At 56.0% G+C, this 25,384-nt stretch carries 15 protein-coding genes; 6 read left to right on the plus strand and 9 right to left on the minus strand.

Annotated features, from left to right (window positions below; translation table 11 throughout):
* Window positions 1-587 precede the first annotated feature (587 nt).
* The 4 genes from KGA97_RS04155 (at window position 588) to KGA97_RS04170 (ending at window position 6,491) form a co-directional block, all read left to right on the plus strand.
* The gene (locus tag KGA97_RS04155; protein ID WP_223450145.1) at window positions 588-1,745 is read left to right on the plus strand and encodes an ATP-binding protein; all 1,158 of its coding nucleotides are present in this window, start codon (window positions 588-590) and stop codon (window positions 1,743-1,745) included.
* Between the two features lies 1 nt (window position 1,746).
* Window positions 1,747-3,969, plus strand: a complete 2,223-nt coding sequence (locus KGA97_RS04160) for a hypothetical protein (RefSeq protein WP_223450144.1) — start codon at window positions 1,747-1,749, stop codon at window positions 3,967-3,969.
* Window positions 3,970-4,161: 192 nt separating this feature from the next.
* The gene (locus KGA97_RS04165; RefSeq protein ID WP_008041951.1) at window positions 4,162-5,163 is read left to right on the plus strand and encodes an AAA family ATPase; all 1,002 of its coding nucleotides are present in this window, start codon (window positions 4,162-4,164) and stop codon (window positions 5,161-5,163) included.
* Window positions 5,160-6,491 (plus strand): DUF58 domain-containing protein, encoded by a 1,332-nt coding sequence (locus KGA97_RS04170; RefSeq protein WP_223480246.1) that lies wholly within the window; start codon window positions 5,160-5,162, stop codon window positions 6,489-6,491. The genes KGA97_RS04165 and KGA97_RS04170 overlap by 4 nt, the downstream gene beginning before the upstream one ends.
* A 62-nt stretch (window positions 6,492-6,553) precedes the next feature.
* Here KGA97_RS04170 and KGA97_RS04175 read toward each other — a convergent pair whose 3' ends face one another.
* From KGA97_RS04175 to KGA97_RS04200, 6 genes are all read right to left on the minus strand, one after another.
* Window positions 6,554-7,090, minus strand: coding sequence for a hypothetical protein (locus tag KGA97_RS04175; protein ID WP_223480247.1), 537 nt, complete (start codon window positions 7,088-7,090; stop codon window positions 6,554-6,556).
* A gap of 92 nt (window positions 7,091-7,182) precedes the next feature.
* Window positions 7,183-11,775 (minus strand): neuraminidase-like domain-containing protein, encoded by a 4,593-nt coding sequence (locus KGA97_RS04180; RefSeq protein ID WP_223480248.1) that lies wholly within the window; start codon window positions 11,773-11,775, stop codon window positions 7,183-7,185.
* A 154-nt stretch (window positions 11,776-11,929) separates the two neighbouring features.
* On the minus strand, window positions 11,930-17,107 hold the full coding sequence (locus tag KGA97_RS04185; protein ID WP_223480249.1) for a Tc toxin subunit A: 5,178 nt from the start codon (window positions 17,105-17,107) through the stop codon (window positions 11,930-11,932).
* 242 nt (window positions 17,108-17,349) lie between these two features.
* Window positions 17,350-17,694 (minus strand): hypothetical protein, encoded by a 345-nt coding sequence (locus KGA97_RS04190; RefSeq protein ID WP_008041956.1) that lies wholly within the window; start codon window positions 17,692-17,694, stop codon window positions 17,350-17,352.
* A gap of 333 nt (window positions 17,695-18,027) precedes the next feature.
* Window positions 18,028-18,387: a PilZ domain-containing protein gene (locus tag KGA97_RS04195; protein WP_032828936.1), complete on the minus strand. Its 360-nt coding sequence runs from the start codon at window positions 18,385-18,387 to the stop codon at window positions 18,028-18,030.
* 250 nt (window positions 18,388-18,637) lie between these two features.
* A complete protein-coding gene (locus KGA97_RS04200; RefSeq protein ID WP_008031709.1) occupies window positions 18,638-19,012 on the minus strand; it encodes a tetratricopeptide repeat protein in 375 nt (124 codons plus the stop codon).
* Window positions 19,013-19,169: 157 nt separating this feature from the next.
* Here KGA97_RS04200 and pyk point away from each other — a divergent pair, with 157 nt between their 5' ends.
* Together pyk and KGA97_RS04210 are read left to right on the plus strand one after the other, a co-directional pair.
* Window positions 19,170-20,621, plus strand: a complete 1,452-nt coding sequence (pyk, locus tag KGA97_RS04205; RefSeq protein ID WP_008031711.1) for a pyruvate kinase — start codon at window positions 19,170-19,172, stop codon at window positions 20,619-20,621.
* A 262-nt stretch (window positions 20,622-20,883) separates the two neighbouring features.
* Window positions 20,884-22,194, plus strand: coding sequence for a delta-60 repeat domain-containing protein (locus KGA97_RS04210; protein WP_223480250.1), 1,311 nt, complete (start codon window positions 20,884-20,886; stop codon window positions 22,192-22,194).
* Between the two features lie 212 nt (window positions 22,195-22,406).
* On the opposite strand, the gene KGA97_RS04215 is transcribed toward KGA97_RS04210, so the two are convergent.
* The 3 genes from KGA97_RS04215 to KGA97_RS04225 are packed head-to-tail and all read right to left on the minus strand — an operon-like array spanning window position 22,407 to window position 25,219.
* Entirely contained in the window at window positions 22,407-23,156 is a 750-nt protein-coding gene (locus tag KGA97_RS04215; RefSeq protein ID WP_223480251.1) for an enoyl-CoA hydratase-related protein, read from the minus strand.
* 28 nt (window positions 23,157-23,184) lie between these two features.
* A complete protein-coding gene (locus KGA97_RS04220) occupies window positions 23,185-24,120 on the minus strand; it encodes an iron-sulfur-binding ferredoxin reductase (protein WP_223480252.1) in 936 nt (311 codons plus the stop codon).
* Window positions 24,113-25,219, minus strand: a complete 1,107-nt coding sequence (locus KGA97_RS04225) for a GGDEF domain-containing protein (protein WP_008031716.1) — start codon at window positions 25,217-25,219, stop codon at window positions 24,113-24,115. Before KGA97_RS04225 ends, KGA97_RS04220 begins: the two co-directional genes overlap by 8 nt.
* Between the last annotated feature and the right edge of the window lie 165 nt (window positions 25,220-25,384).

The following is a 25,384-nucleotide window of genomic DNA, read 5'->3' on the forward strand; positions in this document are numbered from 1 at the left end:
GCGGATCTATAAACTGGCTTGGCGTGTCATCGTGCGATGAAAAGCCGGGCTCTAAATATGATCTTGTGATCAGAGGTGACATCTGATGCCTTCTATGCGCCCCTCTCAATACGCCATGCAACAACGCACCTACGGCGGCCTCTTTCTCCGTATTGATCTTAATTACGCAATAACGATAACTGAGGAGGAGATGAAGGACGTTGAATCGTAAGCGCTCCATAAACCCCATGCTAAATATGCCCAGCCCAGATACGAAACTTTCACGTTACTCATCATTGCCAGGCCCGTATTAGCCTTACGCACACCCTGTTGACCAGTACGAAGTCGACAAACTGCTCAGTGGCCTAACCGTCCGGAATTCCTGTTTCGACAGCCTGTTTCACGTGGGAACCAGGCGTGAGCGTACCAAGCCCAATTGCCTAGGATGTGAGTGGACTGCCCCCGGAAACGTAGACATCCCCGGCATATGCTTTGGCATCAAAAGCCTAATCCATCTATCGCGCCAAGGACGGCTGGCGATATGATTTGATCGGGTGTGTCCAAAAATCTGGTTCAGCACTCGGAACGATGGACTGTTTGAGGTGCTGATGAAAATTGCCAAGACTCTGAACACATACGAAATCGAAGACCTATACCCGCTTTGCCAGGAGGATGCGTCTTTGCGTCTCCCAAAAACCATGAGTCACGGTGGCTTATTTGGGGTCGATGCGGCGCTTGCACAGTTGGTGATCAGTTGGGCCCGCGCACACGAGCAAAGTGTCCTACATCTGTATGCGGGTGCTGAAAACGCTCCAGATCGGATTCTGCAACTCGGCCAGACTGCAGCTGGCCTCGCGGCTCTGATCATGTCTTCTCGCATCAAGACCGAGGCGCATGAAACGATAGAAAAGCGTGCCGCACTTACTGTGATCAGGCCCTTGATCGAAGCGATGTATGACGGCGATCTTCGTAATACCTCGAGCGAACGAGGAGCGCGCCCTACCACCATTAACCTCTTCAGCATTAACTTCGCGAAGATGGAGTTCATCAAGCCCTTCTACTACGGAGGGACGAGCCCTCAGATCCACTCCCACTCCTCCTTCGCAAGCCTGTTGGAAATGTCATCCGCGCTGATGCATAGCAAGCAGGACAAGAAATCACTTCACAGGGGCGGTTTACCTGCCCTGGGCAGCGTGCTTGCCGAGTTGATCGCCAACGCAGATCAGCACTCAGTCACGGATGTACATGGGGTGAAGTACAAGAAGGGTCTCAGAGGCACTTCAGTGAAATCCGGGAGGATAAAGAAGGAAGACATCCACCTAGTTTCGGACAAAGAGCCGCAGTTCGCCTTGTTTGTGATGCGAAACATGCTTAAGGACGCGGATTATCTCGAATTTATTGAGATTTCAGTCATCGACAGCGGCCCCGGCCTAGCACGACGCTGGCTCTCGGCGAAACAAGGCGCTCCAGTCGAATCTCTCAACGATCTCCCCTTAGCAGTGGAGCTTGAGGCAACCCTGGAATGCTTCAAAAAACATGTCACGACCAAAGATTCAGTGACCTCTGGTATGGGCCTGCACAACGCAGTCCAGGCGCTCAACAAGCTGAAGGCCTACGTACGTCTCCGCACTGGGAGGGTTTGCTTGTATCAGGCATTCCAAGGCCAAGATCAAGTCGTAGAGTTTAACCCCAAAAATTGGAGCGGTGACCGTGAGCTGGTTGCAGCTGAAGGCACTGTATTCACCATCTGCATTCCGGTGAACTGAGATGCCTGAGTTGTTCGACTTTGAAGTAACCCTGACCCCTTCCCCTACCGCTGAACCAGCGCAAGTGGTGGTTTTTTTCAACGGCCCAGAGCGAATCACAGACGCTCATATCACCGAAGCCCTGCAGAATCGGCTAAACGAATACATCCTGCCGGATCATGTCACCTTTTTAGTACCCGATTGTCATCGCGCATGGATCAAGGATCAGTGTGCTGACAAGTCGTCAGCCATTGCGATTGCTCTGGAGCGACGCTCCAACGGCGGGTCACCATCTTATGGATTCTCTTTTTTCAACGAGCACGGAGAAATTTCTAAGTATGTAAAAGTCGCCGGCGCCGAAAAGGGTATCGGCAAGCTCATAACCCGAGCCACCGAGAATTTTGTCCAGGCTGGAATGCGAAAGCTCGTCAAATGCACATCCGTGCTGACTAAAGCGCCTGCTGGTTTTTTGTTCTCGAAACCCTCCTCACGCGCGTCCAACTATTTCATCCGCGCTGAGAACCTGCTTACTGAAACGCTCCATTCGCACTTCTTGGCGTTCTCCTGCCTCAAAGTAATCAAAAATGCCTCCAGCGACGGCATGAGCGAGCCTGAGACAATTTACCTGGACACCATGGCGTTCCTGCCAGTGGCGCTCTCGATCCAGCTATTCCAAACGAAATTCGGCAACCAAACAATCTCCAGCATCAAGTCGTTTCACTCACACGACGGTTTGAGCGATGGTAGCTTGGTCGATGCAGCCGCATCACTATGTCTGATCTCGGCCTCCACCAACTGTGGTCTCGCCAAGGAGTGGGTGAAGGTCAACGGCGCTCCACCCACCCGAGTCGCGACCTTCCTGTCTTTCGTCAGTCAATCTGATTCGTGCACCGTGCTGCATGCCATTGAGAAGCCCGAAGACTTCGAAACCGTAGCCGAGCGTGAGTCAACCGAAGGTCGTAAGCTCATTCGCATCCATGGCGAACGATTTGTTGCACAGCACACCGAAACTCGGGTGCTCAACATTGGCATGGGTCATCTACCAGAAGGGCTTCAGACCAAGTTTTTCTCGTTTATGGGCAAAGGTTTGTTCACGTGCTTTAGCCAAATACCCCAAAGAGAACGCTACAGAACCGTGCAGGTCGACAAGGACAAGCTTGTGCGCACTGGGGATTTCGAGAAATGGTTCGAGAAAATGCTCATGGAGGAGTCTCCTGCCTCAACGTCGCTCATCATCCATGACGATGACAGTGCCAGTCAGAAGATGGCCATGGATGCTTTGGCGTTCCTCAAGGCAAGGGGCCTTAACTGTGAAGTGGTAAGCGCCTCAGCCTTCGACCCTAAGACCAAATTCAACGGGTCAGTGATCATCGTTGCCGCTGCAGCAGAACGAGGCACATTGCTCCTGAGCATCAGTCGCCGCCTCAGGTCTGCCCAAGAGGCTGGTACTCGCATTTACCTCGTAGGTGCCCTACTGGGCCGCTCGCATGAGCTGATGGATGAGCTTGCTTCGAACCTCACGCAGCCACCGAAAGGAAGTCGCAAGTATGTCTTCAAATCCTTCATCGAAATTCCGGTTGCCAGCCTCGCTTGCAACAATCACTGGCACCAGGAACAGAAGTTGCTCAACCGGTTGCTTTCATTTGGAGAGGAGAGCGTATCTGACGTTGTAAAAGCGCGTATCGAGGCTTTCGATAAGGCTACTACTGACGGGCTTTCCGAGGCTGCGTTCTGGCCGAGCAGCTACCAACCGGGTCAGATGAAGCTTACAAAAGGCTTCGCCTTTGTCAGCGGAGCTAACGATGTCACTGTGGCCGCATGTACAGATATTTTCCTGACGATTGTGTGGATCCTGCAGAACGCTCGAAAAAGCGCCAAAATTGATCAATCGAAGCGACTGGAGTCGGGTGAACTTCAACAGGTACTGCTCTCTCCCGAGATATTCTCTCGCTACGACGATGGGATCATTCAAGGGGCGTTCCTCAGAGCTGCGCTGCCCACTGAGCTTGATTACAGCGCCCATGAAACGCACAGCGCGTCTATGGCCGACATCATTTTGCGCGTTGTTCAGGGCCATGGTTTCGAACGGGGTGATGCTTCCATGGAATTCATAACTGCGTTGGCCATTGGTAAAATCCGGCTTCACAAAGAGGTTGACGAGAAGCTTCGAAGCAACATCAGGCAGGCCCTTCCAGGTCATACCGATGCGATCAAGATTCTTTTTGGAGAGGAATCGCCCTTCTAGGTCGATTAGAGCATCGGTCGCTTTCAAGATGTGGCCGATGCTTTTAGTTGCGATACCCGCACCAGGTTGGTTCTCGCCTCCGGTACCAGGAATGCGTATTGGCCAGAAGGTCATACAAAACCGTTAGATCAGGTAAGCGATTGATTTATGGAAGATAATTCGTTACTAACAGTTAGGGAGGCTCCGGAAGGTATGAGTGAACAGATCGAGCCCGGCGCGCCTAGCCATGCCGAGCAGCAACGCCAGCGCGCCAGTTATCTGGCCCAAGCGATAAGAGTTGAATTGCAAAAAGCCGTGATCGGCCAGAACACGGTGATCGATGACGTACTCACCGCGTTGATTGCCGGCGGTCATGTGCTGCTCGAAGGTGTGCCGGGGCTGGGCAAGACCTTGTTGGTGCGCGCCCTCGCCCGCTGCTTCGGTGGCGAATTCGCGCGCATTCAGTTCACCCCGGACCTGATGCCCAGCGATGTCACCGGCCACGCGGTGTACGACCTGCAAACCGAGCAATTCAAACTGCGCAAAGGGCCATTGTTCACCAACCTGTTGCTCGCCGACGAAATCAACCGCGCCCCGGCGAAAACCCAGGCGGCGCTGCTCGAAGCCATGCAGGAACGACAAGTCACCCTCGAAGGCCGCGCCCTGCCCATCGCGCAACCGTTCATGGTGCTCGCCACGCAAAACCCCATCGAACAGGAAGGCACTTATCCGCTGCCGGAAGCCGAGCTCGACCGTTTCATGCTCAAGGTACGCATGGACTACCCCGACGCCGAGCAAGAGCTGAACATGGTGCGTCAGGTCAGCCGTTCTACCCGGGCCGACATGCTCGATGTGCAACCACTGCGCACCGTGTTGCAAGCCAAGGACGTGCTGGCCTTGCAACGCATCGCCAGCGATTTGCCCCTGGACGATCAGGTCCTCGACTACGCCGTACGCCTGGCCCGCACCACCCGCAGCTGGCCCGGCCTGACCCTCGGCGCCGGGCCTCGGGCCTCCATCGCGCTGGTGCGCTGCGCTCGGGCGCGGGCCTTGTTGCGCGGCGGCGAATTCGTGATTCCGGACGACATCAAGGGCTGCGCGCTGGCGGTGTTGCGCCATCGCGTACGCATCGCACCGGAGCTGGATATCGAAGGGCTGGAGGTCGATCACGTGCTGCGGCAACTGCTCGATCAAGTGCCGGCGCCACGTCTGTGAAACCCTCGCGCCTGCTGCTGATCTGGCTCGCAATCCTGCTGGCCATCGGCATCGTGCTGGGCACCTTGCGCGCACTGGACATTGCGCTGCCCTCAAGCCTGTTGTCGATCCAGTGGGGTTTATTGCTGGCGCTACTGGCCCTGGCAATACTCGATGCCTTGCGCCTCACGCGCCTGCACTCGCCCCGGATAACACGACAAATGCCCGGCAGCCTGGCCCTCGGTCGCTGGAGCGAAGTTCGACTGGAGGTTGAGCACAACTTTCCCCAACCACTGACGATCCAGATTTTCGACCACGTCCCCGACGGCCTGAACTTCGAAAACCTCCCCCTGTCAGTCGAACTTCAGCCCGGCCAGCACAGCCAGGTCGGCTATCGCCTGCGTCCGCTCAAACGTGGCCACTTCAGCTTCGATCACTGCGAAATCAACCTGCCCAGCCCATTGGGCCTGTGGTCCGGCAAACGGCTTCTGAGCGTCACCGACCACACCCGCGTCTACCCCGACTTCGCCCGCCTCTACGGCGGCCAACTGCTCGCGGTGGACAACTGGCTCAGCCAGCTCGGCGTACGCCAACGACAACGACGCGGCCTGGGTCTGGAGTTTCATCAGTTACGGGAATTTCGCGAAGGCGACAGCCTGCGCCAGATCGACTGGAAAGCCACCGCCCGACAACGCACACCGATTGCCCGGGAATATCAGGATGAGCGCGATCAGCAGATTATCTTCATGCTCGATTGCGGAAGACACATGCGCAGTCACGACGGCGAACTGGCGCATTTCGATCATGCGCTGAATGCGTGTTTGCTGTTGAGTTACGTGGCGTTGCGCCAGGGTGATGCGGTGGGTCTGAGCACCTTTGCCAGCGATCAACCGCGTTATCTCGCTCCGGTGAAAGGGGCCGGTCAGCTCAACGTATTGCTCAACACGGTTTACGACCTGAACAGCACTCAACGCAGCGCTGACTATCAGGCCGCTGCTACTCAACTGCTGGCCCGACAGAAACGGCGGGCATTGGTGGTGGTAGTGACCAACCTGCGGGACGAAGACGACGAGGAATTGCTCACCGCCGTCAATCGCCTGGGCAAGCAGCATCGAGTGCTGGTCGCCAGCCTCAGGGAAGACGTGCTCGACACGCTACGCCAGTCACCGGTGCAAACGTTGCACGAAGCGCTGACGTATTGCGGGACTGTGGATTACTTGAATGCGCGGGCCGAACTCCATGAGCGGTTGGACGCTTATGGAGTGCCGGTGGTGGATGCGCTGCCCGGTGAACTGGGGGCGGCGTTGGTGACGCGTTACATGAGCTGGAAAAAAGCAGGGATGAGTTAACCGATTGTCATGCCCTGCCCCTCATCTACCTGCCATCACCAACGTTTTAGCAACACGAAAACTCAGGCTGGCACTTCATAATGCCTGCCGTCGACCTTGAGGCCTGTCAACTTAAGAGGCACAAGATGCAGGTCCACTCTAATGTCAGTCATGCGCAATCCCGACGAGCTACCTAAATCAGAGCCCTGCAGTTTCAGAGCAATATTTTCGTCGGCTGCCACCACATCCCTGATCCCATAAGAGGGATAGAGATTCCAGTCGGCTAGCGGCTGCCTGGTTTTTTTGCCGCTCAAATCAATAAAATCTTTTTTCCCGGAACCGGTTTCAATCTCCACACCGGCGTTGTCGCCTTCCCCATAGTTTTCATATTGAAAGGAAACTCGATAGCTTGCCCCCTTCAGTTGTTCTTCAGTGAAGATCGCCGTATTGAATGCCTGAGAAACACCAGCCTTCATGTTCATTGTCAGGTAGTTACCAAAAACAGGATCCCCAAATGACACCGCGTTCCCGACGCCATCGTGCCTCCAGTTACTTTTCCACGTTGCTGGGAATCTGCCATCTTTAATCAGATTACGTCCCTGGATTTCGATTTCGCTCATGATGATTTCACCTCTATTGATCCATGGTTGTCGATTCAGCCCACTACCCGTTATTCCGTTTGCCAGCGCCCCAGCATCAGGGCCGTTTCACCTCAATCGCCCAGCTTGTCCAGCACGGCTTCGGTGTAAGCCGTGCCACCGGCCTTCGCCAGATAACGCACGTGCACAATGATGTCCGTCAGACTGCTGATCAGCTTTGCCTGGTCAACTGATTTTGGTCGTGGAAACGCGAGCCGCCAAAGCGAAACACAGCCGGTCCCCTCAAATGGTAGATAGCGTTCATCACCGAAAGTCAGCTGATGCATACCGGGATCGTCAACTCCGTGGTTGATCCCTATTTGCTGGTGGCTGCGCGGGTTGAGCAAAATATCGAGGGGCAGCATTTGGTTTTCTTCGGGCTCATAAAAATAACCAAGCGAGTCGATGTTGGCTTTGAGTACCGTGGCGCTGCTGATTTGCGTCAGGGTTGCGCGAACATCCTGATACGGGCCCAGCACCGCCGGCAAAGACACTGAGACGGTGGTGATCTGTCGGCAGTAATGACCGGGGTAATCACTGTCGAACATACGCTGGGTGAGATCGAAATCGAGTTTGCCTTCCTTGAGTTCATCGATCACCGACTTCCAGGTTTTTGCCAGTGTGTACTTGCCTTGCTCGAACAGCTGGCGCAAGGAGATCGTCTTGGTCAGCTCCAGTCGACGCTCGTTGCGCTCAAGGAACATGCGTTCCATGCGCAGCAGGTCAAGCAGCATCGACTGCCCGGCGCTCAGGCCGTGGCGATCGTCCATCCAGGCGTTGGTACGAATCACCCGCGTGTCGAAGTCGCCCATTTCGTACTGGAAGGCGGCTTCCACGCTCAGGCACAACCCCACCACGGCGTCATAGGCCTGGAAGTACAACGTGGCCATCTGGCCCAACAACCAACGGTAGAGTTCGACGTTCGTGGCCCGGGTTTTGTAGAACGCGTAGATTTCCTGGGCATGCTGGTTGGCTTTTTTCGTTTGAGCCAGGCTCTCTTTGGCTCCGAGGAGCGTGTGATGCAGGGACTTCAGATTCTCCTCTACAACTATTTTTTCGTAATCGGCTTGGTTTGCGGCGTGGGTCCACTCCTCAGATCGACGCAGATAAAAAGCCGTTCGCTGAAAGGCTTCACCCGTCGCATACGCAACGCCGCCGAGTATTGACAGTGCTGCACCAACTGCATTCACGGGCTCTCCGCGCTCCCCGCCTTTGGTACCTGCAAGCGCTGCGGGAAATGGAGCTATTGTTCCTGTGAGCGTTTGTTCTTTGATGCTCGCATTAATAACACTCCCAGCCGCTATGGGCACCATCGCAGCAATCCCCAACCCCTTACCTAATAACCCGAAGGCATCCCCGGCTATTTCCGGCGCAAGCAACGGGCTCTCATTGATCTTCTTATAGTGCTTAGCCCGCTCTTCAATCATGAGTTTGCTGTTCTCTAGACCTTTCTCCGAAGCCTCTAACTGCTTGATCGTCTCCTCCTGAATCTTTACGGCATGCACTCCCAGTGCGAGGACATGGCTGTGCTGCAACTCTTCCAGCTGCCCACGATCACGCTGTTCCATCAACTGAAGCACCTCACGGCCGAACCCGATAAGGGTTTGCACCGCGTTTTGCGCCGTGGACAGTATCGTGCGGAAACGATAGTGCGGAATGTTCAGCCAGCCCCCCGCGTTGCGCGACGCTCCCGATGAGCCGCCGGCCTGTGCTATATGCAGCAAATCAACCGGGTTGGTCGGAGGGGCATACAACTGCAGCGACATTGGTTTGCCATCGATGGTCAGGTTGTGCCGCATGTTCCAAAGGCACTCTTCAATGTATTTCCAGGTGTCGAGCAATTGTTCATTGGTGAATGGGCGAAACACGTCCAGCTCCAGTATCTCGAAGTCGGGCGTTCCATTGACGCGCGCTGGCAGGTTCGCGACATCGACGTCCAGCGATCGTGCGAATGTTTCCAGCGACGAGGCACCGGCCTTTGGTTTGGAATCGAGAATGTCTTTTGCAGACTGGGGTTTCCAGTGGCTCATGGCTTTTGCAGTGGGTGCCGGGCCCATCAGCGACAAGGCGCGCACGTATTGCAGTTTCGCCGCCACCAGGCTGTCGCGGGTCAACCGCCGGTAAAGCGAATCGGCGTGGGCAATGATGCAGCGCACGTACCCCATGAAAATGGCTTTGCGGTAGTGAATCCGATTCGAAAACGCGATGGCGTCGGGGTCCACCAGGCCCTTGGCTTCAAAACCGACATCGCCTTTTTCCAACAACGGACGGCAGAGCCAAAAGCGTTCACTCGTATCCGTTTCGCCCGGACGTGCTGTTCGAATGTGTGGGTCGAATATGTAGTGGTACCAGCGCTGCGATTCCTGGTAATTGCGCTCCTCGCACAAACGATGGGCAATCAGGAATGGCAGGTGAAAGAACAGCTCCCAGTAAAATTGCCCGTGGGCGCTGTTGAAGTCGATAACGGTATTGCCGCTCTCTGGTCCGGGCTCAAGGGTGTTCTGAGTAGCCAAGGACAAGACTTCATCAATGGAAATAGCGGCCTTGGCCACCAGTTCGGGACCGAACGTAGAGTTGAGGCGTATCCATTTGACCCCATTGACTCCCAGAGGCCGAGTATCCAGAAACTGCGCACCGGAGGCCTGTTTGCTGAGCAAAGGTACGTTGCTGGCGTTGGGTACCTGTTTGATCTCGATGTCATAGCGGTTGCGACCAAAACGGCCATCGGCATTCTCACCCCACGCGACGCTCAACTTTTTACCGACAGGGTTACCTGTCCAGCGATACTCGATCCAGGGGGTTTGAAACCACCCTTGCAACTCGCTGATGCTCTCCCAATACCCGGGCATAGCAGCAGCACCCTCCATAACTTTCAAAGCCAGCTCAACGGTCTCTGGCTTTTTCAGCATCGAAAGAGCGTTTTGACTATTCGTTAACGGCGTATAGGCATTGCCGATCAATACTGAAAACCCGGCACCACTCCTGATATCACGTGGTTGCATCGACCACAGTGTTTCCAACTGCTGGGGCGTTAACAATACAATCTTGTTAACTGTTGCCCATCCATTAGCCCTTGTGAAATCTGCAGCCTTGAAAGTTTCTAAAACAACGGGAGTTCCATCCAAACCATCAAAACACAACGAAAAATCAACTCCGAGCTCAGACCTGAAGCATGTACATCTGACCCCCTTGTCCCCAGCTTTTGAGAGCTCGAAATAGGTGACTTTAGACAACACCTCCTCTTTCACCACAAGGACAATTTCCTTCAGGTCAAACTCCGGCCGATCGAGGTCACATACACCTTGCACCTGCAATACGTTAACGGTTTCGAGTACCCCCTCGATCAGAGCTTGCCGGCTGCTGAAGTTGAAGTTCAATGACAAAAATTTGCTCAGCAATCCTTCCCGGGTATCTCCGACCGCCGTAACACTTGTAGCGGGTACAAGCGACTGAGTAATCGTCACAGACTCACTGAGCAATAATTTATGCTGCAAAATGTTTTGATTGGAAAAGCGACCATTGGCCAATACCTTGAGACTTGCAACATTCGGAACCTGGGGTTCGAACAGTGCATTTCTCGCCGCGAAAATCCATCCGTTTTCTTGCTCGCCCATTGCTTCCGCGCTTGCCACCCCCGGTGGCAAGTCCGTGGTGGTAAAGCACACCGCCAACAGGTCGTCGACATCTTTTTTTACTCCGGCATAGGTCACCACCACCAGACGCGATGACGCCTCGGACGCCTTGGCGAACTCCTTTTTACCCAGGCTCAAAGGCGTCGACCATATCCCGTTCACGGCCAGATAAGACAGCGTGACCTCTATCTGCCAAGTGCCCGGGATGGTGATCTCTTTGCCGTCATTGTCCTTTTCAATCCTATCTGGTGCTTGCAACCCTTCGACCTGAACAATCATCAAACGCCCGGCGAAATACACCGCCCGCATTGCCAGTACCGTCGCCGAAGCGGGAATGCCTATGGCCTTCCATTCAGTCCAGGCTGTGGGATTGAGAAATGTGCTGCTGGCGTTTAACTCGACATGGGCTTTGCGGCAGAAATAGCCAAAGGGTTGAACTCGTTGCCGACCAATAAAGTAATAATCAGCATTTTTGAAGTTCTGGCCCTTTCCGGTTCCCGTACTGTCAATACTGTCGATGTACCCTGAACACATATCGAGATTGCAGATCTCTTCAAAGCCTTTCAAATGTTCAAACAAAGCCATCTGTACGGACGCATCGCCAAGGCTTGCTTGACCCAGATTATTTTCAAGCTCTTTGAATGACTCGGATTTTGTCAGGCGCAGTGTTGGGCTTATCCAGTTTTCCGGATAATCGACCAACATCTGATAGCCCGCCCAGTCGCTGATATTGCAATAGCGCTGATGCCAGGCCACTAACTCGTCGCGGGTAAATTTCTGGGTATGCCCGGGTTCCAGACCACCGTAAATGGCGCCAATATACTGTTGCATGCAAGCAATGGCTTCAGCCAGACGCGATGTCTCGGGTTGCTGGCCTACCTGACTGTCCAGCAGCAGGTAGTGATACAAATCATCGAGAGAGGTGAGATCAAGGTTCTGGGTTTCCTCTTTACTCGGTGCAACTTGCCCAAGATAAAAATCCGCGAGGGCCATGCAACGACGCTCTTCCAAATTGCCAATAATAGAACTATCCACTGTTATTCTCCTGGAATTTTGCATGACCCTGGGCAATGTTCGGGATGATGAAGTTCCCGAAACGGACTGAAAACTGCACCGCAGTTTCCAGCGTTTCGATAGTTCGCAAACATCTTTCAATCAACGTTACAACAACAGAGTCGTTACCGACTTGTTAAGATTTTGGAATAACTGTCAACGAGAAGGGTGTCCACTTTCTCGGCTCTGCATTATCCACAAAAAATCCAACCGCCAAGTCATGTTTGCCCGGCACAAGGTTCGGTTTGAACTGGACCCGCCAATGGCCGTTTTTGTCCACCATCCCGCTGGCGTAAATTGTTGCTGGGCTATTAGCCCTCACTACACGCACTTCAACGCCCGGCAAGCCCAAACCTTCAATCCATGACTCAGCCCTGACCGTGCTGTCCGGGGCGGGTTTCAGGACTTTTGGAATGTCGACAAAGGTGCCCGACACATTTACGCGAGCATTCGCCGCCCACGCCTCGGTCGTATCGATATGCCGTTGCTTGACCGTCAACACATGCGGCCCTGGGGACAGCACCTCGGCCAACCGCACCGACCATGTGCCATCGTCACGCACACTGGTCCGGGCCAGCAGGGCTTTCTCATCCCGGTTCTCAAAGATGTAAATCTGGGCCGACGGACTGCCCTTGCCGTGAAGCAGCGGCTGGACTTCCACTTCTGTCGAGCCATCGACGGGATACGACAGTTGCGGTGCCGGTGCATCCAGACGGCCAGGCAACACAAGGCGCTGGTCGATCCGGTTGCAAGAGAACGTCAGGTCAAACGTGCTGTTGCGCAGATCTTTGCAATCGATGTCCCAACTGAGGCTCTCGTCGGTGCCCACCAGAACATAGGCACCGGTCGGCGGACTGAACACCATCCCCAGGCCGGCAGCGGAGAATTCACCGGTCCAGGCCAGCATTGCCCGCGCGTCTGAAAGGTCGACCGAATCCGGCATGTCGATTTTGAGCGTATAGCGATGGCCCCGGATAAATTCCAATCGCTCCCGGGCGGTCACTTGCCGGATGACGGTCGCCGTCGTGACGTCCGTCAGTTTGTATACCCACTCGATAGCCGGGACGACTGTAATGTTGAAGGTGCGTTTATCCTCCGGAGTACTTCGGTTTACTGCCGTCACCACATACTCACCCGCCTCCTCAAACTCGTAAGGGAAAGTCGAACGCCCCAATGCGTCCGTCGGATAGGAAATCGGTACCAGTTCCGGCTTGGTTTTTTTGGTCACTGTCCACCAGATCGGGCATCTGGCAACCACTTTCGCCTGGTTGTGCTTGTCCTCCCGGGTTTCGACCCACAAGGAGGTGGGTGCACCCGCTACGGGGAATATATAGTCCAGGGACTCGCCGTGAATGAACACATTGCTGGCCACGTAAACGTCGAGTTGCTGTTGACCCATTGTCACCTTGGCGGTGAAGGAGTGATTTCCTGCTTGCGGCGTGCTTACCGTGAATTCAGCGATGCCGTTTTCGTTGGTAGCAATTTTAACGGGGACAATATCGGTCCCAGAAAACTCGACCTCCACACCGACCGACGGAAGTTTGCCAAGGCCAATCACATGGCAATAAATCACCAGCGGCTGCCCGGCAACCGCCATCGAAACCGCCTCCAACAGTTTGATAGACGGCTGGTCGACAAAGGTAATGCTATTGATGACAAGCGGGTCCTTGTTGCTGTAACTGGCCACTACGCTTGCCTTCTCAATAGGTTCGATACTGGTGATTCTGGTGCGGGCATAACCCTCTTCATCCGTGCGTACCGACCAAGGGTCAGCCACGACCCCCCGACCGGAAAATGTCACGGTACGACCCACACCTGGGTTTTCAGGTTTATCCACGAGACGAACAGCCACTGCGAAATACGCCTGTCCGCCCGCCAAGAACTCTTGCTTGGGATCGAGATCCTTGACCTCGAAGTTCAGCGTCGCCTCATCGCAATCAATAAGGATTTTCGGCGCATACACCACTTGAGCCAGGCCATAAGTGGCTTTGACTTGCACGGCCCCCATCCACGTCGACTTCTCTGGTTTGAAGCGAACCACCGCACGCCCCTCATAGTCGGTGATCGACGTACGGGCGAGTAGCCCGGGACGATCACTGCTCCAGCTCACCGTGACGTTCGGCACGACCTGGTTGGTGAGATCACGCAGTGTCAGTTCGATCATGGCGTATTGACCATTCACATTGGCGATCAGGGTGTCGTTGATGCACCTGATTTCGTGGGTCACGCTCTGACCCACTTCACCGATCAACTGCGCCTGCCCTTGAATGGCTGACTCGGACAATTTTTCCAGCACATGTTCTGCTGCGCTTCGGCAGGCGTGCTTGTCGCTGTCCGGCGTGAGCGCACCCAGCCCGATGAGGGCCTTGGCATCCAACCCGGTCCTTACCGCCAGCGCACGGATACGCAGCAGCGTATCAAGGGACGTCATGTCGCGAATCACCGGGATCTTTGGATTCGGCTTCAGATAAAGAATGCATTCAAGCACCTCCCTGACGCCCCACTGCACCACGTCTGCCAGCAAGCTTGCCGCAGAATCACGAATCAGACGTACATCCTCAGGTGTCAGGTTTTCCGGAAGCCCGTTGACCAACTCCAGGTAATGCAGGAGTTTTTCGGCAGGCTGCCCGGTATCCGCCACCACCCGCTGAAACAGGGTCAGGTAATACAATGTGCTGAGCGTGAGTTCTTTTGGATGCTTGAGACCAAACCATTCCCAGTTCTCTCGCAGGGTCAGGGCCACCAGCGTGGCGGAGCTCAACCCCAGTTGTTGAACGACTTCAGCGCGCCGCACCAGGTGTGCCAGCAAGCTGAGCACATCATCACCGACCTTGACCTTCTCCGTACCGGATGTGACGGCGTCCAGCGCCCGCGCAGTCTCCAACAACAGCAGGTAAACACCGTTCGTATCGACCCACCTGAGCAACGGCAGTGCCAAGTCTTGAGAAATGCTCAAATACACCGACAAGCTTTCCTGCACCACCGCCCGCTGCGCATCCCTGGCCTGCAGCAGCAATGCCAGAATCACGTTGCGAACCCGTTCGACATCACCGGATGACAGGTTTGCCAACTCGACAGCCGATTGAATTTCTCCGCGAGCTACCCGCTCGTAGTCCTCCTCATCGCCTTCTTTCCCTAACACCAGGCCATTAAGGTCAACGACATTATCAAGCAACAACATCCAGCCCGCCTGCTTGAAGTCATTGCTCTGGGGTACGCCCGCTGCCCGAAGCGCGTCCTCGGAGAATCGCACCGGGTGCAGTCGCTTGTGGACTTCCTGCAGCAGCGTGACTTCTGCTTCAGTGGCCAAAGGAGGTGCAATCACGGGCGCCACCTTCTGCACCAGCCAAAGCACGCTCAAGTCGTGTTCCTGCGCCCACTGGACGCAGGATTTCGCCGCTTGCATCACGTTCAGCACGTCGCCAACGCCGCTAGTGCCGCTGACCAGCAAAACGGATTCGCCGAGAACCCGTTGCAGCAATTCGCTGCCGTTTTTCTCGCTGAAGGCCTCCAGCAATGCCGCCAGTTCTATGGCGCTGATGCGCAGGAAAGAAGCCAGCAACACCAGGCGATACAAGGAAGAGAGTATTGGCAGGCTGCGTTGCAGTTCGTCCCTCAGGTTGTAGCTCTTGGCCACGAAGCGTGCGAGGTAGCGCCAGGTTTCCTGATTGATACCCAGGCTGGTGCAAATCTGGTCGACGGTGCGCTTGTCGGCGCGGGTTTGTGCTTCGATCGCGAAGTAACCGTTGTCCACCCTCAACGGTGTATCGAACAATGCCTGGGCATTGAAGATGCGGTCGAACTGTGAAAGTTCTTCCCCACGGAAGTAAGGGCAAATCTCATCCATCAACGCAGCAAATTGCTCGACTGAGCATTTGAACCGCAGGCGAAACTCTTGAAACAGGCCGATGGCCCGCAGGGTATTGGCGGTGATCCGGGAAGGTTTGGTTGCCAGCGCGGCTTTGCGGGCCTCCGGGTCACGGATGTCACCCCGCAGTTCTGCGTTGAACGCGGCCATGATTAGCCGATCGCACTGGTCCACCGGCAACTTCAGCCAGCGGCTGAGACGAAGAATCCGGTTCATCCGCTCAAACCGGTTGTGGGTGGTGTTGGTGAGTTTGCGAGTTGTGCCCGTCGCCGGTTCCGACAGGTCCATCGCATCCTCGGAGCCATAATTGATGTAGGTCGAACCGAACACTTTGGACAGCTGCGGCTCCTCTGGCTCCTCTGGCTCCTCTGGCTCCTCTGGCTCCTCTGGCTCCTCTGGCTCCTCCGATTGCGGCTCCGCCACATTGCTGGAACGCTTCGGTGCGTAACCTTCAATCGACAACAATGAGGTCAGCGCTTCTGCATCAATTGAGGTCTTGGCACAGAAATGCACCGAGTCCTTCAGGTTCGCCTCCGTCGATCCAAAGTTGTCTTTGTAGAACTCAGCCCATTGACTGTTGGATGGAAGAAAATTCTCGGTCAACAATCGTTGCCCTTGTGGCCCGATGTTGCAGGATTGATGAAGCGCAATATCGGAAAAGTCACCACGAGCACCTGGTTGCTTGAAGTAGGGGCCTGACTCATCGATGGTCCGCACGACCTCCCCCAACGACAGTTTGTTCGCCTCCAACACCTGCTTCCATTGTTCGAAATACCACTCGAACGGCATGGTGCGAAATGGAAATCGCGTTTCCAGCAAGTGGTCATCGACCACTCGGTCGGTCAGCGCTGCCGACGGGAGGAACGTTTTGATGATGCTTTCCAGCACTTCACTGACCAGGGTCACGGTCGCTTTGATTTGGAACATGCTCGTCGTGTCAATGATGAGTTTGACAAGATCGGGGCGCCGGGTTTCGAAAGTTATCAACCCTGGACCGCCCTTGGCTCGTTCTTCAAGATCCCGAGCCAACACTACCAGGCGCAAAAAATACGCCGCCGGGGAAATACTCGAATCCGGGCTCTGTGAAGGGCTTGCGCCTTCCCAGTCTGGATCGAACAAATCCTCGAAAGTAGGCCCCTCCACCCGCGCCCTGATGCCGGTCCGATGCAACGGATTGGGAGGCCCTGGCCTCACCAGGCGTTGTTCACGAAACTCGCGCGCGGTATGCACCGCCAGGACCGTGGCTTTGTCCAGCAACGCTTGTGCGTCCTGGCTGTGCAGCCCGAACGTCTCCACCACGCGTTGACGCCCCATCTTCAGCATCGTGTAAACCGAGCCGCCGTTATCAATGAAGCGCCCAAGGTTTTCCGTGACTGATGCGTCTAGTACGCCTGGCGTCAATTCGAAAAGCTGCTCGAGGGCAGGGTTGGAATCGTTATTACTCATTGAACTTCTCCTGCGAGCGAGGCTGGGAGGAACGGAATGCGAAAGGCAAATCTGTTGTCGTCTTTAGTTATTTTTTACGCTGCGTGCACCACGACTTCTACCTGTTAAAACTGACAGTCATGACGAACGGTATTGCTAACTCGACGCGCAATAAAATTCCTTACGGGCTACTCCGCAAAACAATGTTTATGGAGATTCAATTGACCCGCAGATATCTGAAAGAAAAGTTTGCGGGAGTAGAACTAGGAGGGAGGGGTCAAAACATATATATCGAAAATAAATTCCGCTTTTTCCCCTTTATTGCCTTCAGCCCAATTAAAACCTAAATATATCCGCGTAGGACCTGGATCTACTGGTAACGAAATATCATAAGGCGAATCGACTAAGCCGACGACGTGTTGTCGTTCATCTTCGTAATGGACTATTGCTCCGGCAGTTGCATTCGGAGCCCCATAAAAATAAGATTTCCCACTAAATCTAAGCGGATTGGCTACAAACGTATTTGGTTGAGGTAATGAATCGGGCGGGTAGGGATACGGTTCCGCGGAGTTGAATTCTTTAGGTGGCATGACGCGAGGGGTTACCATGGGTTTCTCCTTTTTGCATGCGGTGCTCCGGGAACAAATGCAGCGCACCATTGTTGTTGCTATTTAGCCTCCTTACTAAAGCGTCTGGCTACTGTCAGAAATAACAGGTAGTTACTCGACACCCCAAAAAATAGCTACCGCCTGTCGGTTTTGATCAATGATCAGCAATGTTCACCGATCCGTAAGACCCACTCGCCAGTAAAACTTTTGTTCCCAAAATTCCCTTCTCTGTTCCATCTGGCCGACAGCCTCGACGACAGCGCGGCTTAAAGTCTCCGAGTTCGGGATGCGCCAGGCCTGCTCGCGAAAGCGATCACAAATGCACCGCAGATTTCACGCAGACGCCGGCAACGGCTGAAAACTGAAGTACTGCTTCAACGCCTCCACCAATTGCCCAAACTCCGGCGGTGCCCATTGCAGGCTGAACCCGGCGTCATAGTGGTGGGGGGTTGCGTCTTCGTGGCACCACAGGCAGCAGGCCTTGAGGTCGATGACCTGCTGGCAGCCATCGGCCATGGGGATTTTCAGGCGCAGATCAAAATCGGCGCCGATCATCATCGGTAACTGACTGATGAGCATCAGCCCGTCTTCAGAGACGTTGCCCAGGAAACCAATCGGTTTGTCGGTGACACTGTTGAACACTTTCAGAAAATACGGCAGTTGATGCCGCTCGATCCGGCGGTCAGTGAACATGCTGATTTCGCTACGCAAGGCCCTTAAGCAGGGCCGCACTAATGCTTCGGAACGGGCCTGCCTGCCGTTATCACAAGGGCCAGGCAATGAGCGCGCTCTCCCTGATCCCGGTGCGGCAGTCCATGGAACCGCTGCCGCCTACGCCTGCCGATCACAGGTGTTACGTCGATTTAGAAACAAGGCTCTAAACCGGTTTATTCGACTATAGCTCACCACCGGCGCTGGGCCAGTGGTTGAATGACCGCTGCAATCAGAACCGTGTAGGCCGCACCGCCGCCGCACTGCGCAGCGGGTAGTGACCCAGCGACTGCAAGGTTTCCAGCCGGGCGCGGGCGCGGTAGGCGTACTCGCTTTGCGGGTACGACGCCTGAATGAACTGGTAGGTTTGCGCCGCATCCACGAACATTTTCTGCCGTTCCAGGCACAAACCGCGCAGCATCGACACTTCCGGCCACACATAAGGCCGCGCGCGGCTGGCGCGTTCGACTTTGGACAGTTCGAGCGTCACTTGCTCGCAATTGCCACGGTCATAAGCGCTGTAGGCATTATTCAAATGATGGTTCATCGAAAAACGGGTGCAGCCCACGACACTGAGGGCAAGGGCGGCTATGAGCACGAATCGCATGGGGGTTCTCCTGTCTTGAGCTCTGTATCGACCCGTGGGCGAAAATCTTCAGGAATGTTCATTTAAAGATAAAAACGAATAAGTAGTGCAAACGAACAATGACTACACCCCAAGAGCATAGTAGCCTCACTCAGCGCTTGAACTCAGGAGTCTTTGCATGTCCGTCCGTCGTACCAAAATCGTCGCTACCCTTGGCCCGGCCAGTAACTCGCCGGAAGTTCTCGAACAGCTGATTCTGGCTGGCCTGGACGTCGCCCGCCTGAACTTCTCCCACGGCACCCCCGACGAGCACAAGGCTCGTGCGAAGCTGGTGCGTGACCTCGCTGCCAAGCATGGCCGCTTCGTTGCCCTGCTGGGTGACCTGCAAGGCCCGAAAATCCGTATCGCCAAATTCGCCAACAAGAAGATCGAGCTGAAGATCGGTGATCAATTCACCTTCTCCACCAGCCATCCTCTGACCGAAGGCAACCAGCAAGTGGTCGGCATCGACTACCCGGACCTGGTCAAAGACTGCGGCGTGGGCGACGAGCTGTTGCTCGACGACGGCCGCGTGGTGATGCGTGTCGATACCGCCACCGCCACCGAACTGAACTGCACCGTGACCATCGGCGGCCCGCTGTCCGACCATAAAGGCATCAATCGTCGCGGCGGCGGCTTGACCGCTCCAGCCCTGACCGAGAAAGACAAGGCCGACATCAAGCTCGCTGCCGAGATGGAAGTCGACTACCTCGCCGTGTCCTTCCCGCGCGATGCCGCCGACATGGAATACGCCCGTAAGCTGCGCGACGAGGCCGGCGGTACTGCCTGGCTGGTAGCGAAGATCGAACGCGCCGAAGCCGTGGCCGACGACGAAACCCTCGATGGCCTGATCAATGCGTCCGACGCCGTGATGGTGGCCCGTGGTGACCTGGGCGTGGAAATCGGCGATGCCGAGCTGGTGGGCATCCAGAAGAAAATCATTCTGCATGCACGCCGCCACAACAAGGCTGTGATCGTGGCGACCCAGATGATGGAGTCGATGATCCAGAACCCGATGCCGACCCGTGCAGAAGTGTCCGACGTAGCCAACGCCGTGCTCGACTACACCGACGCCGTGATGCTCTCGGCCGAAAGTGCTGCCGGTCTGTACCCGCTGGAAGCGGTGCAAGCGATGGCGCGCATTTGCGTCGGCGCTGAAAAGCACCCGACCAGCAAGACCTCCAGCCACCGCATCGGCAAAGAGTTCCAGCGCTGTGACGAGAGCATTGCCTTGGCGACCATGTACACCGCCAACCACTTCCCGGGCGTGAAGGCCATCATCGCGTTGACCGAAAGCGGCTACACCCCGCTGATCATGTCGCGCATCCGTTCCTCGGTGCCGATCTACGCGTTCACCCCACACCGCGAAGCCCAGGCGCGTGCCGCAATGTTCCGTGGTGTGTACACCATTCCGTTCGACCCGGCTTCGCTGGCTCCAAACGAAGTCAGCCAGGCGGCAATCGACGAACTGGTCAAGCGTGGCGTAGTGGAAAAAGGCGACTGGGTCATCCTGACCAAGGGCGACAGCTACCACACCACCGGCGGCACCAACGGGATGAAAATCCTGCACGTTGGCGATCCGATGGTCTGAGTTTCAGACCGCTGAAACGCAAAAGCTCCGCAGTTAACGCTGCGGAGCTTTTTTTTTGTTTAAAAGCAGTCTGATAGATGATTTACCGCTTCCTACCTGTCATATCTGACAGTAGACGCCCCTGCGTTCAGCCCCTTTAATCGACTCCGTCCACCTGCTATCGCTGTCATCAAGGTTTTCTCACGCTTGGCTGTTGCGGCCTGTCATTGGCAGTTCTCTATGGATAACTCACTCCGGAAACTCCAAATAAAGGAATAGAACGATGAGCCAGTACACAGCCCTGACCGCTCGCGCCGACGGTGATCTCGACCCGACATTTGGCGACGATAAAGACGGTAAGAAGATTCTACGTTTCCTCGATGCCCGAGATACTTCAGGCGAATGTATTGTCGAAGGCCCCGACGGCAACATCTATGTCGGCGGCGCCGTCGATGCAGACGGCGATGACATCATTCACAAGTTAGGTATTGCCTGCCTGCACAAAGATGGCACTCCGAACGTCGATTTTGGCAACAAAGGGTACGTAATCGTACGTTTTGGCCCTATGCAGGACACCCATCTGCGGCAAATCCTGTTTGTGACGGTCGGGGGTGAAACAAGAATCCTGCTGTCCGGTATCGATACGAAAAAAGGCGAGGTTGTACTTGCTCGCCTTCATCTCGACGGGCGTGTGGATGAACGCTTCGGTGTGAAAGGTCTGCTAACGGTCAAACTGCCCGCCAACCTTTCCGAGAGCCTTGGTCTGGGCTCTACACCGCTGACGACAACCAGCAGCGGCGCCTCGGGGCCTTGCGCGGTGGATGAGGGGAAAATCTATGTGGTCATGGAAATGTACATGCCGATCTGGATTGCCAGGGTCGCGTTACTGATCCGGCTCAACCCTGATGGCTCGTATGATACCGGCTTCAACAAGAGTGGCTATGTCGCCGTGACCAATCAACACTGGGGCAACAGCACCATCAGCGACATTCTGGTGCGCAACGGAAAAATCACCGTGTGCGGAACACTGGCAGGTCATGGCATGGTGGCTCGTGTGAATGAGGATGGCTCTTTCGACCAGATCTTTGCAGACAAGGGTTTCAAAGTATTCGACAACCTTGGCGTCGCGTTCGAAAGGCTCTCCCCGTACTCCGATAGAAGTGTTCTTGTTGCAGGTTGGGGGTTGACTCCACGCCATGGCGTACTGGCCTGCCTCACCGAAAACGGTGAGTTTGAATCCACATTCAATAACGCAAAGGTGCTGCTTCAATCCCTCGGAGAAGGGGTGATGTTTTTTGGTGTTGGACTGGTTGATGGAAAAATCATTGCATCAGGCAGGTTTTGGCAAGAAGACAACACCCCCGAGTTCGTGGTGGTGCGCTACCTGATTAACGGCAAATTGGATACCGATTTTGGCCGCGGAAAAGGCTGGAGCTCAACCCGATTCGAAAATCATTACACGATCGCTAATACTATGACCTTACAAAAAGACGGGAATGTGCTGGTGCTAGGCGATTGGGGCGGCGGCGTCAGCTACGCAGCGCTCATCGCCCGCTTCCTGAACACCACACCATCGGTGGCAGCAACAGCATGAAGATCCTGCAAGCTGGCGATCCGATCGTCTGAGTGATCGGTTGCTGAAAAAAGAAAGCCCCGCCATATGAATGGCGGGGCTTTTTGGTTTCTGATCCGGAAGATGTGTTGTTTTCGCGGACCCCATCGCTGGCAAGCCAGCTCCTACAAGAGCGGTGATAACCCTGTAGGAGCTGGCTTGCCAGCGATGAGGCCAGATCAGGCACCGCAAATTCAATGCCTGTTGATAAACCCCGACAACGCCGCTATCGCTTCCGGCGAGCGCAACCGCTGGGTGAACAACGCGCCCTCTTCTTCTATCACTTTGCGCAGTTGCTCGCGGTCAGGTGCTTTCATCAATTGCTTGCTGATGCGCACCGCTTCCGGTGGCAGGGACTCAAACCGCAACGCCATCTCCCGCGCCTTGGCCAATGCCGCTTCGCCACTGCCCAGCGCTTCGGTCGCAATGCCCCAATCGGCCGCTTGTTCACCGCTGAAACCTTCACCGAGCAACAACAATTGCGCCGCTTTGGCATGCCCGAGCAATCGAGGTAAAAGCAGGCTGGAACCAAACTCCGGGCAGAGTCCGAGGTTGACGAAGGGCATGCGCAATCGCGCATCGCGGGCGACATACACCAGATCGCAATGCAGCAGCAGTGTCGTGCCGATTCCCACGGCGGCGCCAGCCACGGCAGCGATTACCGGTTTGCGGCATTCAAGCAGGTTGAGCATGAAGTGGAACACCGGGCTGTCGAGGTTGCTCGGCGGTTGTTGAATGAAGTCGGCGATGTCGTTGCCAGCGGTGAAGCACTCGGCGCTGCCGGTGATCAACACGGCGTTGATTTCGGGGTCGGTGTCAGCCTTTTTCAACGCCTCGGCCAAGTGGCTGTACATCGCCCGGGTCAGGGCGTTTTTCTTGTCGGGGCGATTGAGGCGCAGGGTCAGCAGGCCGCGTTCGCGTTCAATCTGGATGGCATCGGTCATGGTCGGTCTCGCGTCTGAAAGTCAGCGCTCAACCGCGGGGCAGGAAGACGTCGGCCAGCAGTTGATTGCGCGGCAGTCCCGCCAGGTACAGGCGCCGGGCAAAGGCATCGACGCTGTCGGGGGACCCGCAGAGTAAGGCCAGGGTTTGCCGGGAAACAAGCCGCAGTTGCGCCAAAGCCGCGGGCAACTCGGTCGGTGTCCACAGCTCGATGCTGAGGTTCGGGCGGCTGGCGGCCATGGCTTGCAGGGGTTTGGCCAGATAATGCTCATCGGCATCATGGGCCAGGTGAATGACGCGGATGACTCCCTGGTGATCCTGACGCAGGGCTTCGCGCAAAACGCCGAACAACGGACCCAGCCCGGTGCCGGCGGCCATCAGCCACAACGGTCGGGTGTGCCAGTCGGCGTCGTAATGCAGCGCGCCGCCACGCAGTTCGCCGAGACGCAGCGAGTCGCCGATCTGCAACTGACGCGCAGCATCACTGAATGCACCGGGCTGGCGACAATCAAGGTGAAACTCCAGAAAGCGGTCTTCTCCCGGCAGGCTGGCCAGGGAATATGGCCGCGCCACGTTTCCGGCCCACAACACCAGATGCTGCCCGGCGCTGTAGCGCAACGGACGCTGAGGGGTCAGGCGCAAACGCAACACGCTGCTGCTCAACCAATCGACGGCGGCGACCTCGGCCGGGCTGCCGTCCTGTAGCGGGTCGAAGGCATGCACCTGCAAATCCTCGACCACCTGACACTGGCACGCCAGGCGCCAGCCTTGCTGACGCTGTTCTGCGCTCAAGGCATCGGGACGGCTATCACTCGGCAATCCTTGCATGCATTGCACCAGGCACGCATGGCAACTGCCGGCGCGGCAACTGTAGGGAACGGACACGCCGTTTTGATTCAACGCGTCGAGCAGGTTGCTGCCCACTGCCACCGACCATTGGCGATCGCCGACCCGCAACTCAGGCATCGACGTTCTCCCACGCCGCCGCGCAACGATTGCGGCCGTCGCGTTTGGCGCGATAGAGCGCCTGATCGGCACGTTGCAAGGCATCGTCGAGATCGTCGCCCGGCTCCAGCAGCGTCATGCCCGCCGACAGACTGAGATTGCCGACCTTCAGGCCGATCAACTCGACATCGGTGAAGGCAATGCGCAGCCGTTCGCAGCAGGAGGTCAGGCGTTCGCCGCTGCAATCGGGCAGCAACACCACGAACTCTTCGCCGCCATAACGGGCCAGTACATCGCCCTCGCGCAGGCAGGCGCTGGCCACACCGGCGAAGGCTTGCAGCACTTGATCGCCAGCAGCATGGCCGTGCATGTCGTTGATGCGTTTGAAGTGATCGAGGTCGATCAGCGCCAGGCCATGCAGCACGCCGGGTTCCATGGCGTTGAGCTCGCGGGAGGCCAGGCGCAGGAAATGCCGGCGATTGAACAGCCCGGTCAATTCGTCGGTGGCCACCAGGTCTTCGAGCTGGCGCATCATTCCGCGCAGGGTGTCCTGATGCGCCTGTAAGGCAAATCGGCGCTGCCGCATCCGCAGGCGTGAGGCCTGGACGTAACGGGCGTAAAGCTCCAGCCAGACCAGCACGATAAACAGCACGCACACCTGCAATGCCGCCAGCGCCGGATCGGCCAACTGGAAGTGGTAACCCTCCCACAGCGTGATCGCGCTGAAACTGAAAAATACCAGCAACGCGCACCGCAAAAAGGCCCGACGCGACAGGTGAAACAGCCCGAACAACAGAATCAGCACGTAGAACACCAGGAACGCGCCACGGGCCTCATCCAGATTGGCGATCAGCCAGGTTTGCCAGCCCAGCCCCAGCAACACTTGTGCTTCAGTCAGGCTGGGGTCGGAAAACCGCAGGTTGCAACCGCTGTAGAACACCGCGAACAGTGCCGCCTGACTGATGACCACCAGGGCGCTGCCGACGGCGACATTCGCCAGGGGTTCATCGTAATGACCGGTGAAAAACGCCAGCCACAGCAGCAGTAGAGCCAGGGCGTAGGTGCCGGCCGCAAGGGCAAAACGTTTGAGCAAAAGGCGCTGGATAGCGTTATGGGTCAATCGTTGACTCACCGTGCGAAAGGAGGCTGACCGAGTGTCCTACTCTACAGACCGAATGCCACTTTAGTGGCGTGTCTGATAAATGACCATTCAATTTTCAGGCCGGAAAACCGGCGTCAAGGGCATGACTTTAGACCCATCCTGAATTTGTGCACAAACATCACC

Origin of the sequence: Pseudomonas sp. BF-B-15 (assembly GCF_019946675.1) — a bacterium.
Taxonomy (GTDB): Bacteria; Pseudomonadota; Gammaproteobacteria; order Pseudomonadales; family Pseudomonadaceae; genus Aquipseudomonas; species Aquipseudomonas migulae.